10 protein-coding genes and 2 tRNA genes are annotated in these 13,629 nt (G+C 71.0%); 3 read left to right on the plus strand and 9 right to left on the minus strand.

The annotated features are described in order from the left end of the window. Positions 1 to 80 precede the first annotated feature (80 nt). The 5 genes from ACFVTX_RS01415 to ACFVTX_RS01435 form a co-directional block, all read right to left on the minus strand. On the minus strand, positions 81 to 806 hold the full coding sequence (locus tag ACFVTX_RS01415; RefSeq protein WP_386897403.1) for a hypothetical protein: 726 nt from the start codon (positions 804 to 806) through the stop codon (positions 81 to 83). After that, positions 794 to 2,482 carry a protein kinase gene (locus ACFVTX_RS01420; protein ID WP_386897405.1) on the minus strand — a complete coding sequence of 563 codons (1,689 nt, stop codon included), beginning with the start codon at positions 2,480 to 2,482 and terminating at the stop codon, positions 794 to 796. The genes ACFVTX_RS01415 and ACFVTX_RS01420 overlap by 13 nt, the downstream gene beginning before the upstream one ends. Beyond that, entirely contained in the window at positions 2,482 to 3,705 is a 1,224-nt protein-coding gene (locus ACFVTX_RS01425) for an FHA domain-containing protein (RefSeq protein ID WP_386897406.1), read from the minus strand. Before ACFVTX_RS01425 ends, ACFVTX_RS01420 begins: the two co-directional genes overlap by 1 nt. After that, positions 3,698 to 4,570, minus strand: a complete 873-nt coding sequence (locus tag ACFVTX_RS01430) for a PP2C family protein-serine/threonine phosphatase (protein WP_386897408.1) — start codon at positions 4,568 to 4,570, stop codon at positions 3,698 to 3,700. The genes ACFVTX_RS01425 and ACFVTX_RS01430 overlap by 8 nt, the downstream gene beginning before the upstream one ends. A gap of 123 nt (positions 4,571 to 4,693) precedes the next feature. After that, positions 4,694 to 5,731 (minus strand): TerC family protein, encoded by a 1,038-nt coding sequence (locus ACFVTX_RS01435; RefSeq protein WP_386897409.1) that lies wholly within the window; start codon positions 5,729 to 5,731, stop codon positions 4,694 to 4,696. Positions 5,732 to 5,944: 213 nt separating this feature from the next. Between ACFVTX_RS01435 and ACFVTX_RS01440 the strand changes: the two genes are divergently transcribed. Further along, positions 5,945 to 6,643 (plus strand): TIGR00645 family protein, encoded by a 699-nt coding sequence (locus ACFVTX_RS01440; protein WP_386897411.1) that lies wholly within the window; start codon positions 5,945 to 5,947, stop codon positions 6,641 to 6,643. 145 nt (positions 6,644 to 6,788) lie between these two features. On the opposite strand, the gene ACFVTX_RS01445 is transcribed toward ACFVTX_RS01440, so the two are convergent. The 3 genes from ACFVTX_RS01445 to ACFVTX_RS01455 form a co-directional block, all read right to left on the minus strand. After that, positions 6,789 to 6,864 (minus strand) — tRNA-Glu (locus ACFVTX_RS01445). Between the two features lie 79 nt (positions 6,865 to 6,943). Continuing rightward, a tRNA-Glu gene (locus ACFVTX_RS01450) sits at positions 6,944 to 7,016 on the minus strand. Between the two features lie 96 nt (positions 7,017 to 7,112). Beyond that, positions 7,113 to 8,015, minus strand: coding sequence for a diacylglycerol/lipid kinase family protein (locus ACFVTX_RS01455; protein WP_386897412.1), 903 nt, complete (start codon positions 8,013 to 8,015; stop codon positions 7,113 to 7,115). Positions 8,016 to 8,087: 72 nt separating this feature from the next. Between ACFVTX_RS01455 and ACFVTX_RS01460 the strand changes: the two genes are divergently transcribed. Then, entirely contained in the window at positions 8,088 to 8,726 is a 639-nt protein-coding gene (locus ACFVTX_RS01460) for an MBL fold metallo-hydrolase (protein WP_386897414.1), read from the plus strand. A gap of 321 nt (positions 8,727 to 9,047) precedes the next feature. Continuing rightward, positions 9,048 to 10,994 carry a hypothetical protein gene (locus tag ACFVTX_RS01465; protein WP_386897415.1) on the plus strand — a complete coding sequence of 649 codons (1,947 nt, stop codon included), beginning with the start codon at positions 9,048 to 9,050 and terminating at the stop codon, positions 10,992 to 10,994. Between the two features lie 71 nt (positions 10,995 to 11,065). Here the strand turns inward: ACFVTX_RS01465 and ACFVTX_RS01470 are convergent, their stop codons facing one another. Beyond that, positions 11,066 to 13,558: a transglycosylase domain-containing protein gene (locus tag ACFVTX_RS01470; protein WP_386897417.1), complete on the minus strand. Its 2,493-nt coding sequence runs from the start codon at positions 13,556 to 13,558 to the stop codon at positions 11,066 to 11,068. Between the last annotated feature and the right edge of the window lie 71 nt (positions 13,559 to 13,629).

Consider the following 13,629-nt stretch of genomic DNA (forward strand, 5'->3'; position numbering starts at 1 on the left):
GACCTCGCGCAGGCACCACATGGGGAGTTTTCCCCATCGCCGAGCACGGTCGCATGTGACCGCGCACCTGCGGTCGGCACTCACGACGACGGCGGCGAGGCTCCGTCTTCGGCGAGACGATCGAGCAGCGCGAGATCGGCCGCGGTCACCAGCCGGGTGGCGACCGCGTACTCGACGAGCCGTGCGCGACGGTTCGTCGCGAGCCTGCCGCGACCCCCGCGCAGCCCGTCGACGCCGATGCGGTCGAGCTTCTCGCAGACGTTGTCGAGCTTGCGGTTGAAGGTCGTCATGCTCCACCCGAGTCGGGCCGCCGCCTCGGCGGAGCTCGGCACCGTCGCCCGGCCCGCCGCCGGCTGCGCGAGCACGTGCTCGGCGAGCGCGAGGACGAGGAGTCGCTGGGTCGTCGTCAGGCTCACGGGCATCACCGTGGTGCCGCCGTCGGCGGGGGTCGCGGTGAGCGAGGTGTTGTAGAAGTCCTCTTCGGCGTGCACCGTGAAGTCGTACGTCGTCGCGCCGGCGCTGAACATCACGTGCACGGTCTGGAACACGAGCGGCAGTTTCGCGCCCGGTGCGACCCAGGCCTGCACGCTGCCCGTCGCGTCGGAGACGGTCGCGGAGAGCAGCTGCCCGACGTTCGAGAGCCACCACAGCCCGTACTCGGCCGAGAGCGTGAGGAAGGTGCGGTGCAGATACGGGTTCTCGTCGATCGTGAGATCGGAGTCGCGCCCGATCGTGAACGGCGCTCCCGCTTCGACCGTGTACCACTCGCCGCAGTACTCCACGCGCAGGGGTCTCACGGCGAGCATCCCCTGATCTCCTCCGAGGTCTTGCTGCCGCGCTGCACCCGCACGTCGATGCAGACCACTCCCCCGGCGCTGTTGTCGACCGCGATGGTCGGCCCCTCGGAGACCGCGACGTCGCCCGAGCCGTCGGCGCGCAGCCAGCGGTAGAGGTCGCCGTCCTCGGCGGGGTCGTGCGAGACGGCGAAGACGACGGATGTCCCGTCGACGCCCTCGTATGCGACGGTCGGCGCCGGAACGGTCTGCGCGATGACCGCGTCTTCGCCACCGGCCGTCGGCTTCACCGCCGGGTCCGGCGCGAGCGTGCCCGACAGGGCGACGGCGATGCCGACGACGCCCGCGACGATGACCGCGGCGATGCCGCCGACGATGAGTCCGACGCGTGCGCGTCGCGGGTCGCCCGCCGTCGTCTGCGTCGCACCGGCTTCGTCGGGCAGCGGCCCGCTCGGCGCACTCGGCCGCACGGCCGTCTGCTCGGCGGACGGTGCACCGTGCGCAGTCGACGGCGCCCACGGCCGGAGGACGGTCGAGTCGTCGACGACCGGGGCGGAGGCCGCCTGCGACGCGACCGGCGGTTGCGCGGCGATCTGCTGGGGCGACCGCGCACGGGTGCGGTCGTCGTCGTCGACGGGCGGCGGGGACACCGGGACCGGCGCAGCTGCCGCAGGCGCCTGCGCCTGCACGGTCTGCACCGAACGGGCCCTCGTCGCATCGACGCCGTCGTCGTCGCCCGACTCCGCATCGCGCTCGGCGGCGAGGTTCGGGACCTCGATGGTCGTCGCGGCGTAGCCGAGCTCGAGCTCGACGCGCTGCAGGGCGCGGGCGAACTCGACGGCGCTCGGGTAACGGTCTTCGCGGCGGGTCGCCATGCCCTTCGCGAGCACGGAGACGAGCGTGGCGGGGACGTCGGGGCGGCCGATCGGCGTGATCGCGCCGCGCTCGATGCGACCCATGAGATCGAGCGAGCCGTTCGATCGACCGGGGATCTCGAAGGGGGTGCGTCCGGCGAGCAGGGTGTGCACCGTCGCGGCGAGCGAGAAGACGTCGCTGCGCGGGTCGGGCTTCGGGTCGTCGTCGAACATCTCGGGCGGCGACCACGGCACGCTGAGGCCGACGGCCGACTGCGCCGTGCCCGAGACCGAGCCGGTCGCGCCGAGCTCGGCCACGGTCACGGTGTGCACGGGCAGCTCGCCCTCGAGGTTCGAGGAGATGCCGAAGTCGGTGAGGGCGGGCCAGCCGTAGTCGTTCGTGAGGACGTTGGCCGGCTTGATGTCCCGGTGCAGGATGCCGGCGGCGTGCGCCGTCGCGATCGCACCGGCGAGTCGCACGCCCGTGCGCAGGGCGTCTTCGACCGAGAACGGCTCGCGCTTGTAGCGCTCCGCGAGGCTCGGCCCCGAGCAGTACTCCATGACGAAGTACGGTCGACCGTCGCCCGAGACGTCGGCGTGGAAGATCGTGACGATGAACGGATGCGCGGAGAGCTGCGCCATGAGGTTCGCCTCGGCGACGAACTGGGCGCGCGTGTCGCGCCCGAGCTCCTCGGTGAGCAGCACCTTGACGGCGACCTTGCGGCGCGGCAGCTTCTGCTCGTAGAGGAACACGTCGGCGAAGCCGCCGGAGCCGAGCAGGCCCAGCGAGGTGTACCCGGGCAGCTCGGGCGGCGTCGAAGTCGCTCGGCGCATCAGTCGCCGACGACCTGGATCGTCCAGCCGCCGCCGAGGTCGACGACGGTGCCGATGAGGACGGGCGTCGGCTCGCCCGCGCGGAGCTTCACCGGCGCCCGGCCGGGGGCGACGACCATGGTCCCGTTGCGGGAGTGCAGGTCGGTGACGACGACCGTGCCGCCCTCGAGCGCGAGGCGCACGTGGCTGCGTGAGATGTCGGGGTCGCCCTGACCGATCGTGACGATCCGCGGAAGCCGGCCGCCGGACACCTTGCTGACACTCGGCGCGCGGCCGAGCACGATCTCGTGCCCGATCGGTTCGAAGCTGCCGTCGGGCATCCGCACGCGCACGGTCGATGCCGCCTCGACCGGAGCGGCCGCCGGTTCGGGTGCGGGCCGGGAGACCTCGCGCTCGGCCCGCAGGCGCCGGATGTCGGCGCTCGCGACGGTCATGCCGTCGTGGTCGCCGGGGACGAAGGCCGCGGCGTCGCCGATCGGGCGGACGATGGTCTCGTCGAGCTCGACCTCCTCCTCGGGCACGGCCGCGGCGGCGGCGGGCAGCGATCCGGTCGCCGCAGGAGGACGGATGAGGTCGGTCACCCCGACGATCGTCTCCTCGGCAGGCGCGATCGTCTGCTCCGACACCGGGGCGGATGCCTCGGGCGAGGCGATCGGCGGAGCCGCCACGGGTGCCGGGGCCGCTGGGGCCGCGACCGGAGCAGCGACCGGCACGGCTGCCGGCTCAGCGGCAGCAGGCTCGGCCGCCACCCGGGCCGGGAGCGGAGCAGCAGTCGCACCGCCCGACGATGCGACGCCCGCGACCGACACGGACGCCGCGGCAACCACGCCGTCGACGAGGGGCAGCCAGCGGTCCTCGCCCGAGGCATCCGCATGCACGATCTCGACGCGTTCGACCCCGTCGACGACTCGTTCGGCCCAGGTCGACACGGCGGTGCCCGAGACGACCGTGTCGCCGGCGACCACCTCGAACCCGCCGCGCACGATGATGCGCACGCCGACGAGTCGCTCGCCGTCGGACTGCCAGGTGAGCAGCGCGAAATCAGGGGTGCGACGGAGCCCGTCGGCCGTGAGCCGCTCGAGCACCGCGGTCGAGGAGTCGTGCGCGAGCGACGCCCACAGCTCGGCGGCCACCGCGGCAGCCTCGGGGCCCGCGACCATGAGCGCCGCCCCCGGCCGTACGGCGGCGACACCGCCCGTTCCCCCTGCGCGGTACTCAGACATCGCGTCCCCCCTCGTCTCTCGGCCTCGTGACCTCGATCGCCTCGTCGTCGCGATCGCGGGTCGCGTCGGTGTCGTCGTCGTCGCCGCCGATCTTCGACTCCACGACCACGACGCTCACGTTGTCGCGCCCGCCGTGCTCCACCGCGGCTTCGACGAGTTCGCCCGCCATGCCGGCGGGGTGCGCTGCGTCGCCGGCCAGGATGCTCGCGATCCGCTCGTCGTCGAGCTCCTTCGTGAGCCCGTCCGAGCAGAGGAGGAACACCTGTCGGCCCGCTGCAGGCACGAGCCACACGTCGGGGTCGACGACCTCGTCGGCGCCGAGCGCCCGCGTGATCACGTTGCGTTCGGGGTGCCGCTCGGCGTCGGCCCTGCTGATCAGTCCGGCGTCGACGAGCTCCTGCACGGCCGAGTGGTCGACGCTCAACTGCTCGAGCGTGCGGCCGTCCCAGGAGTAGATGCGCGAGTCGCCGATGTTGAACGCCATCCAGTGGTAGCCGTTCGCGTCGCCGGCGTCGACGAGCGCGACGCCCGCGAGGGTGGTGCCCGCGACCGCGGTGCCCTCTTCGCCCTCGCCGCTCAGTGCGCGCACGGCCTCGTTCGAGCTGTGGATCGCGTCGAGCACCTGCTCGGGCGACGGCGGGGTACCCGGCTCGACGTGCCGGCGGAACGTCTCGACGACGGCGCGGCTCGCCGCGTCGCCGCGGGCGTGGCCGCCCATGCCGTCGGCGACGAGGAACACCGGCGGCTCCGCGAACACCGCGTCCTCGTTCACGCTCCGCACGCGGCCGACATCGGTGCGGGCGGAGTGCGCGATGAGCGCCGAACCGCGGGTCAGGGCGACGACGCCCTCGACATCACCTGGCACGGTTCTCCTCGTTGTGGCGGGTCGGTCGGAACGGGCGGGCCGAGGCACGAGGCCCGGCGCCGCCCGTCCACGCTAGCAACTCCGGCGCGGGCGCGATGCCACCCGCCGCACGGACCCGGTCGGTCAGTGGCCCGAGCGCTCCGAATCCTCGGTGAAGTGCGGCACTTCCTCCATGAGGGTGTGGCCGCGCCGACGCGCGTCGACGCCCGCCTTCACGAGGCTCGCCACGGTCGCGACGATCATGGCCGCGACGATCACGCCCAGGGACATCCACGTGGAGATCTCGGGCGCCCACTCGATCGGTTCGCCGCCGTTGATGAACGGCAGTTCGTTGACGTGCATGGCGTGCAGCACGAGCTTCACGCCGATGAACGCGAGGATGAACGCGATGCCGTACTTCAGGTACTCGAGGCGTTCGAGGAGGCCGCCGAGGAGGAAGTAGAGCTGACGCAGGCCCATGAGCGCGAACACGTTCGCCGTGAACACGATGAACGCCGACTGCGTGATGCCGAAGATCGCGGGGATCGAGTCGAGCGCGAACAGCAGGTCGGTCGTGCCGATCGCGATGAAGACGATGAGCATGGGGGTGAAGAAGCGCTTGCCGTCGATCGTGGTGCGGAGCTTCACGCCGTCGTACTCGTCGGTGATGCTGACGCGCTTGCGGAGCAGGCGCACGACGAACGTCTCGCTGTCCTCGTCCTCGTGGTCGCCGCGCACCTGCTGGATCGCGGTCCACACGAGCCAGGCGCCGAAGATGTAGAAGATCCAGCTGAAGTTCTCGATGAGCGAGGCGCCGAGCAGGATGAAGATGCCGCGCAGGATCAGCGCGATGATGATGCCCACCATGAGCACCTCCTGCTGCAGCTTCCGCGGCACGGAGAACCTCGCCATGATGATGACGAACACGAAGAGGTTGTCGATCGAGAGGCTGTACTCGGTGAGCCAGCCCGCGAGGAACTGCCCGCCGTGCTCGGCGTCGCCGAGCCAGAACATCATTCCGGCGAAGACGAGCGCGAGCGCGACGTAGAAGACGACCCAGAGGGTCGACTCCTTCATGGAGGGCACGTGCGGGCGCTTCAGCACGAGCAGCAGGTCGCCGATGAGGATGAGTGTCAGGACGATGAGCGAACCGACTTCGAACCAGACGGGGAGTTCGAGCACGTTGAACCTTTCGGAGTTCGGGGGGACGACGGAATCCGAAAGTCTCTCCCGGGCTGTTCGCACAGCTTCCACGACCGGAGCGGCTGCGACGGCGCTCGTACTGACGATCGTGGGGCGAGGCGCGAGCCTCGCGGGATACTCCCCTTCGCTTGGGCGAGTCTAGCCGAAACGAGCGCCACGTAGACTCGAACCCCCCTGATCCGAGGAGAGAACTTGAGCACCACGAAGGCGGCGCCGCCGCACCCGTACCGACCCACGAAGAGCTCGGCCCTCATCGGCTACTCGATCTTCGCGAGCCGCTGGCTGCAGGCTCCCCTCTACCTCGGCCTCATCATCGCGCAGGCGATCTACGTCGTCGTGTTCATGATCGAGCTGTGGCATCTCGCGGAGGGCGTGATCGCTCATCCCGAGCAGATCGACGAGGCCGACATCATGCTCGCCGTCCTCGGTCTCATCGACGTCGTCATGATCGCGAACCTGCTCATCATGGTCATCATCGGCGGCTACGAGACCTTCGTCTCGCGCATCAACGTCGACGGGCACCCCGACCAGCCCGAGTGGCTGTCGCACGTGAACGCGAACGTCCTCAAGGTGAAGCTCGCGATGGCGATCATCGGCATCTCGTCGATCCACCTGCTGAAGACCTTCATCGAGGTCGGCGACATGACCGACGGCCTCGCGAAGGGCACCGAGACGGGCCAGAGCTACAGCTCGGAGGGCGTGATGTGGCAGGTGATCATCCACTCGGTGTTCATCCTGTCGGCGCTCGCGCTCGCCTGGATCGACCGCATGTCGTACCACAAGGTCTCCCCGCACGAGGTGCACGACGGCGTGCCCGTCGCGTACCCCGACGCGCACTCGGGCCTCGGCGCAGCCGAGATCGACGAGGCGCTCGCGCCGGCGCAGCGCTGATCCGCTCGCGGGTGCCGCCGTGCGCGGCACCCGCGGTGCGGTCGAGCATGTCGGATGCCACGTGGTGCCGGCCGCACGGGGCATCCGCCCGTGAACGACGAATGCCCCCGCAGATGCGAGGGCATTCATGGGCTGTGAAGCACGGTGGTGACCCCAGCGGGATTTGAACCCGCGCTGCCGCCGTGAGAGGGCGGTGTCCTAGGCCGCTAAACGATGGGGCCGTGCGATGCAGGATCTGCGTCCTGCACACGAATGCCCTCGCCGAAACGAGGGCATTCGCATTGTCGTGATTCACAGTCGTGACCCCAGCGGGATTTGAACCCGCGCTGCCGCCGTGAGAGGGCGGTGTCCTAGGCCGCTAAACGATGGGGCCGTGTTTCCGAAGCTTGCGCTCCGTTCGACAACTCGAAAAGTATGACACACCGTTCCGGCACATTCCAAATCGACCGACGGGGTCGGGCCGAGCGCCTCAGGCGAGCACCCGGAGCGCCCCCGGCACGACCCTGATCGACACCGGCGGAGCACCGATCCGCTCGCCGTCGGCGTACGCCACCACACCGTCGGCCTCGATCACCACCTCCCGTGCCCTGACGAACTCGACCGCCGGATGCGCGACGTGCTCGCCCGCGAACACACGCGGGAACACCCTGACGAACGCGACCCGCGAGAGCGGGTGCACGATGAACACATCGAGGAGGCCGTCGGCGAGATCGGCCTGGGGAACGACGCGCATGCCGCCGCCGATCGACGAGTTGTTCGCGACCGAGACGAGCATCGCCCGCTGCTCCCGGCGGACCCCGTCGATCGTGAGCACGTACTCGCGCGGGCGGAACGTGAGCAGCTCCCGCGCCGTCGCGATCGTGTATCGGCTGGGGCCGCGAGGCCGGATCATCCGGTTCGCGCGTTCGTTGACGACCGCGTCGAAGCCCGCGGAGACCACCCCCGCGAACCAGGTGTCGACGCTCCCCTGCCGCACGACGCCCGCATCGATCGTGCGCGGCGGCATGCGCAGTTGCACGACCAGTTGCTCGAGGCCCTGCAACGGGTCGTCGAAGGGCAGGTCGAGCCCACGCGCCAGATCGTTGCCCGTGCCCGACGCCACGATGCCGAGCGGCACCTCCGTGCCGGCGACGAGATTCACGCCGAGCGACGCCATGCCGTCGCCCCCGATCACGACCACCGCGTCGACGCCGCGTTCGAACTCGTGCTCGGCCTCGCGCCGCAGCAGCTCGAAGTTCGCCTCGCGCAGCATCGCGACCTCGTAGCCCTCGCGCACGAGCCGCTCGACGACCGCGGGTCCGACCGCGCGGTTGCGCCCGAACGCGGCGGCGGGGTTCACGGCCACGAGGAGCCGCCCGGGAACGGGGTCCATGGGTGGATTCTGGCAGCGATCGGGTGGCATTCGCGGCTTGCGCGCCGGAACGGCGCGGTGTTGGCTCGGAGTATGCGCCTCACGAAGCTGGAACACGCGGCACTCGTCGTCGAGCACTCGGGCGACAAGCTCTACATCGACCCCGGCAAGTTCACGACGCCGATCACCGAATCGGCCGGCACCGTCGCCGTCGTCGTCACCCACGAGCACGACGACCACTGGACGCCCGAGCAGCTCGAACGGATCGTCGAGATGAACCCCGAGGTGCGCCTCTTCGGGCCCGCGGGGGTCGCCGCAGCAGCCTCGGGCTTCGACGTCGAGGTCGTCGCGGCTGGCGACGAGGTCGAGGTCGGTCCGTTCCGCTTGCGCTTCTTCGGCGGGCAGCACGCCGAGATCCACCGGTCGATCCCGATCATCGACAACCTCGGCGTGCTCGTCGACGACGCCCTCTACTACGGCGGCGACTCGTTCACCGTGCCCGACGGCGTCGCCGTCGACGTGCTCGCAGTGCCGGCCGGCGCACCGTGGATGAAGATCAGCGAGGCGATGGACTACGTCGAGGCCGTCGCGCCCCGCCGCGCATTCCCCACGCACGAGATGCTGCTCTCGACCGCGGGCAAGGCGCTCTCGAACGCCCGGCTCGCCTGGGCGACCGAGCAGCACGGCGGCGAATACCTCCCACTCGCGCCGGGCGACACGCTCGACTTCTGAACGCTGTAGGGCCTCGACAAAGCGAACCACTCGCCCGCACCGAGCCGTTGGAGATCGGCACAGAACTTTCGGATCATCTGTTGAGGGAATCTCGCACGCTGCTACGTTCGGGGCACCTCAGGCGCACCGCGCCATCGCGGCGCCACGGCGGCACCGCACCGGCGCTGTGTCGGCACCCCTGAGATTCGTGGGCGCGACCCGACCAGACTGCGCCCGCACACCGATGACCTGCACCGTCATCGTCCTGCACCCTCCACCTCCGGGCACGCACGCGCGCGCCATCCGACGCATCGTCGCGCCCGGGCGACCACAGGAGTCTCAATGACGAGAATCGACCCGCCCGTGCACCGCCACGGCACCGGCATGAAGGTCACCGCCGTGATCCTCGCGATCGCCCTCATCTCCCTTGCGGCGTTCTTCCTGATCACCACCGGCAAGATGCACGACGGCGCCACCCGGCTCGCCGACGGCGCCGGGCAGGCCGGCGAAGGCTCGGTGACGCTCGCCGACGGCACCGAAACGCTGTCGGGCGGCGCCACCGACCTCGAGGAGGGCGCCACGAAGGCCGCCGCGGGCGCGGCGAAGCTCTCGACCGGCGCCACCTCGGCCTCAGCCGGCGCCGCACGCCTCAAGGCCGGCGCCGAGAAGAGCGCTGCGGGCGCCTTCCAAGTCGCCGACGGTGCCGCGCGTACCGCGAGCGGCGCAGCCGAGCTCGACGCGGGCGCCTCGCGCCTCGTCACAGGCGCCGGCCAACTCGACGCGGGTGCCGTCCGCCTCGAGGACGGCACGAACGAGCTCGTCACCAAAACCGGCGAACTCAATGCCGGTGCAGGTCAGGTCGCCGGCGGTGCCGCGGAGGTCTCCAAGGGCGCGGGCCTGGTGAACACGGGGGCGAATACCCTCGCCGCGGGCGCAGGCCAGCTCGACGCGGGCGCTGACGCGCTCGCGTCCGGCGCGGGCCTGCTGGCGGGCGGCGCTGCGCAACTGCAAGCCGGGGTCGGGACCCTCGCTGACAAGACCAGCACGCTCGCGTCCGGCGCGGGTCAGCTCGCGGACGGTACCGCCCAGTTGTCGGGCGGTATCGGCCAGGTGAAGACCGGAGTCGAGCAGCTCGTCGGCGGCGCCGACACTTTGCGCAGCGGCGTCGCATCGCTGAAGACGAACAGCGAGAACCTCGCCGCCGGTGCCGCCTCGGCGCACGCGGGGGCGCAGAATCTCGCCGCCGCGAACGCGAACCTCGCCGCCGGCCTCGCCGGACTCTACGACCAACTCGCCGCAGCAGGCGCTGACGCGGGCCTGCTTGCGGCGATCGGGCAGCTCCGCGACGGCTCGGCTGCGGCACGGGACGGATCGGCCCAGCTCGAACTGGCAACGGGTTCGATCGCTGCCGGTTCGAGTGCGCTGAGCGCGGGGATCACGAGCGCGAAGGGCGGCGTCGACGGGCTCCACGGAGGCGCCTCGAGCGTTGCTCAGGCGCTCGCGACGCTCGCGACCGGCGGTGAGACCGTAGCCGGCGCGTCCGCGCAGGTTGCGGGCGGTGCCGCCCAGCTCGCCGCGGGAACCGGCACCCTCTTCACGAAGTCGGGCGAACTCGTCGCCGGAACCGGACTCATCGCCACCAAGTCGGGCGAACTCGCCGCCGGAACCGGACTCATCGCCACCAAGTCGGGCGAACTCGCCGCCGGAACCGGCGCCCTCGCAGCCGGCGCGCAGTCGCTCGCCTCCGGCAACGTCCAGCTGCTGAGCGGCACCGAGCGGCTCCTCGCTGGTTCGGGCCTCCTCGCGAACGGCGCCGACGAACTGCTCGCCGGCACCAACAACCTCGTCGTGAAGTCGGGCGAGCTCCAGGCCGGCACGACCCGCCTCACCGAGGGCGCGCAGACGCTCTCGACCGGAGCGGGCGAGCTCTCGACCGGGGCGAGCACGCTCAGCGCCGGTGCAGGCGACCTCGCCGCGGGTGCCGCGACCCTCGCAACCGGCGCAGGCGACCTCGCCGACGGCACCGAGGAGCTCGCCGCGGGCAGCACGAAGCTCGCCACCGGTGCCGGCGACCTCGTGGCCGGCGCGAGCAAGCTCAGCGACGGCAACGGCAAGCTCTCCGACGGCACTGCCGAGCTCGCCGCGGGCACGGCGAACGTCTCACCCGCTTCGATCGCCCCGTGGCTGCTCGTCGCCCTCGGGCTCGGCGCCGCCGCGATCGCCGCGTGGATCGTGCACCGCGTGCGCTTCCGCAAGGCGGAGCTCGCAGGCGAGGCCTCCGCAGCCTGAGCCGCAGCACCGCGAACGGGGCGGTCGAGCATCTGCTCGACCGCCCCGTTCCGCGTCATGAGGTTTGTGACTCAGCCGCCTCGGCCGCCGCCGCCGCCGTTCCCGCCGCCGTTGTTGCCGCCGTCGCCCGGTCGACCGCGATCACCGCCGCTGCCGTCGCCCTCGAGCTGGCGCCCGTCACCACCGCCGCCAGTCCTTCCGGGGTCGCCGGCGGGTTCGCCGCCGTCATCCGTGCCGGCCGGCTGCGTCGTCGGTTCGGGCTGCACGCCGTCATCGGGCAGCGGGGTGGTGAGGCCGGGCGGCCTCGCCACGACCGGCCCGGGCCCGAGCTCCGAGAACGCGCCGCCGCCGTACTTCGCCGCCGCGACCGACATGACCGCGGGCCACATCCGGTGGCGGGCGGTCGCCGCCTCGCCGCTCGCGAACTTGATGCCGCGCTGGTTCGCGTCGCCGTTGACACTCACGACCGCCGCGACGGTCGCGACCTCGGTGCTCGCGCCCGCCATCCACGTGTCCTTCGCGCCGTCGGTCGTGCCGGTCTTGCCGATGAGCGGGACGTGCGGCACGGTATCGCGGTTCGAGACCTGCGCGGTACCGCCCGTCATGACCCGGCTCATGCCGTAGTGCATGCCCGCGGCGACCTCGGGCGAGACGGCCGCGGTGCACGTCGAGGCGGGCACCGGGATCTCGGCGCCATCGCGCCCGACGATTCGTTCGATCGCGATCGGCGTGCACGCGACACCGTCGTTCGCGATCCCGGCGAAGGCGATGGCGAGACTGAGCGGAGCGATCTCGTTCGTGCCGATCACGGATGCCGGGCTCTGCCCGAGCGGGTCACCGTCGGCCCGGTGGATCCCGAAAGCCTCGGCCGTCTTGCGGATGCCGCAGAGGTCGATCTTCTTCGCCATGCCGAGATACCCCGTGTTGATCGACTGGGTCGTCGACTCGAGCGCGGTGTAGTTGGCGCCCGACTCCCCCGCGTCGTTCTTCGGGTTCCAGTTCTCGCCCGAGACGTCGATGTTGCCGAGGCAGCTGTCGTGGAAGACGCCCCAGTTCGACTTCGGCCGCGAGTCGACGCGCTCGCTGAGCCCGTGCCCCTCGTTGAGCCACTGCGCGAGCGTGAACACCTTGTATGTCGACCCCGGCTGGAACCCGCGCGATCCGCCCTGCGTGAAGTCGGTGTTGTAGTTGATGCTCGTGTACTGCGCCCCCGAGGCGAGCACGTCGGGGTCTTGGCTGTAGGTCTTGTTCTGCGCCATCGCGAGCACCCGGCCGGTGCCGACCTGCACGCTCGAGATGACCGCGCCGAGATCCCATCCGGGGTAGGTCTGCGGGACGTTCTCGGCGAGCGTGCGCTCGGCCGCGGCCTGCAGGTCGAGGTCGAGCGTCGTGTACACGTCGTAGCCGCCGCGCCTGAAGTTCAGCATGCGGGTCTCGGAATCTTCGCCGAAGGTCGGGTCGGTCTGCAGGATGTTCTTCACGTAGTCGCAGAAGTACGCGCTGCCGCCGGCGGTCTGACACCCGGTGCTCGGCTCGGTGATCACGGGCTGGACGGGCGTCACGATGGCCTCGTCGTAGCGTGCCTGCGTGATCTTGCCGTACTCGAGCATCTTCCCGAGGATGTAGTCGCGGCGGCTGTGGTTGGCGGAGTACCCGTCGGCCGCCCCGTTGACCTCGCGTCCCGGCCGGTCGATGCGGAACTTCTCGGGGTTGTTCACGATCGCGACGAGGGAGGCTGCCTGGGCGAGGCTCAACGCCGAGGCCGTGGTGCCGTAGTAGTAGTTCGCGGCCGCCTCGATGCCGTAGACGGTGCCCCCGAACCCGGCGATGTTGAGGTAGCCAAGCAGGATCTCGTCCTTCGTGTACCGCTTCTCGACGCCGATCGCGAGCCGCATCTCCTTCACCTTGCGGTCGATCTCGGTCTCGGTGACGGCGTCATAGCAGGCCGTCCGCGCGTCGTCGACGATCTGGTCGCGCTGCTCGCTCGTGAGTTCGGCCCCGGCGGCCTCGGCCTCGGTCTCTGCCGCCTCGACCTCCGCCTCGCCCGACTCGAGCTCGCACTCCTGCACCCGCACGTTCTTCACGTACTGCTGCGCGATCGACGATCCGCCCTGCGTGTCGCGGCCGCTCGCCGTCGTGACCGCCGCGCGCAGGGTGCCCTGCATGTCGATGCCGCCGTGGTCGTAGAAGCGCGGGTCCTCGCCCGCGACCGTCGCGTCCTTCACGTCCTGGGAGATGGACTCCCAGCCGACCTCGACGCGGTTCTGGTCGTAGAACGAGGCGAGCAGGTGCGGAGTGCCGGCAGCGTCGGTCGCGTAGATGTTGCTCTTCTCCGAGAGCTCGCCGATCTCGAGGTACCCGGGGAGGTTGTCGAACATGTTGATCGTGCCCGTGGCCGCCATGCCGACCATGGCGATCGATGGGGTGACCGAGGCGACGACGAGCGCAGCGGCCGCTGTGCTCGCCGCGACCAGCCCGACGAAGCCGCCGAGCACGCCGAGCGGCGTGCGGGTCTCGGCGAAATCGCGGTTGCGCAGATTGCGCGTCGCGGTGTCGTCACCCATCAGGTCGCCCCCAACCTCGCGCTCGGGATCGGAGCCGAACCCCGGTAGGGCGAGGTCCGTCGAGCGCGGTC

Origin of the sequence: Agromyces sp. NPDC058136 (assembly GCF_042884375.1) — a bacterium.
Classification (GTDB): Bacteria; Actinomycetota; Actinomycetes; order Actinomycetales; family Microbacteriaceae; genus Agromyces.

Excerpts from the sequence above, each read along its gene's own strand:
- ACFVTX_RS01415 (WP_386897403.1), bottom strand. The coding sequence starts at position 806 with ATGCTCGCCGTGAGACCCCTGCGCGTGGAGTACTGCGGCGAGTGGTAC.
- ACFVTX_RS01420 (WP_386897405.1), bottom strand. The coding sequence starts at position 2,482 with ATGCGCCGAGCGACTTCGACGCCGCCCGAGCTGCCCGGGTACACCTCG.
- ACFVTX_RS01425 (WP_386897406.1), bottom strand. The coding sequence starts at position 3,705 with ATGTCTGAGTACCGCGCAGGGGGAACGGGCGGTGTCGCCGCCGTACGG.
- ACFVTX_RS01455 (WP_386897412.1), bottom strand. The coding sequence starts at position 8,015 with ATGGACCCCGTTCCCGGGCGGCTCCTCGTGGCCGTGAACCCCGCCGCC.
- ACFVTX_RS01460 (WP_386897414.1), top strand. The coding sequence starts at position 8,088 with ATGCGCCTCACGAAGCTGGAACACGCGGCACTCGTCGTCGAGCACTCG.
- ACFVTX_RS01465 (WP_386897415.1), top strand. The coding sequence starts at position 9,048 with ATGACGAGAATCGACCCGCCCGTGCACCGCCACGGCACCGGCATGAAG.
- ACFVTX_RS01470 (WP_386897417.1), bottom strand. The coding sequence starts at position 13,558 with ATGGGTGACGACACCGCGACGCGCAATCTGCGCAACCGCGATTTCGCC.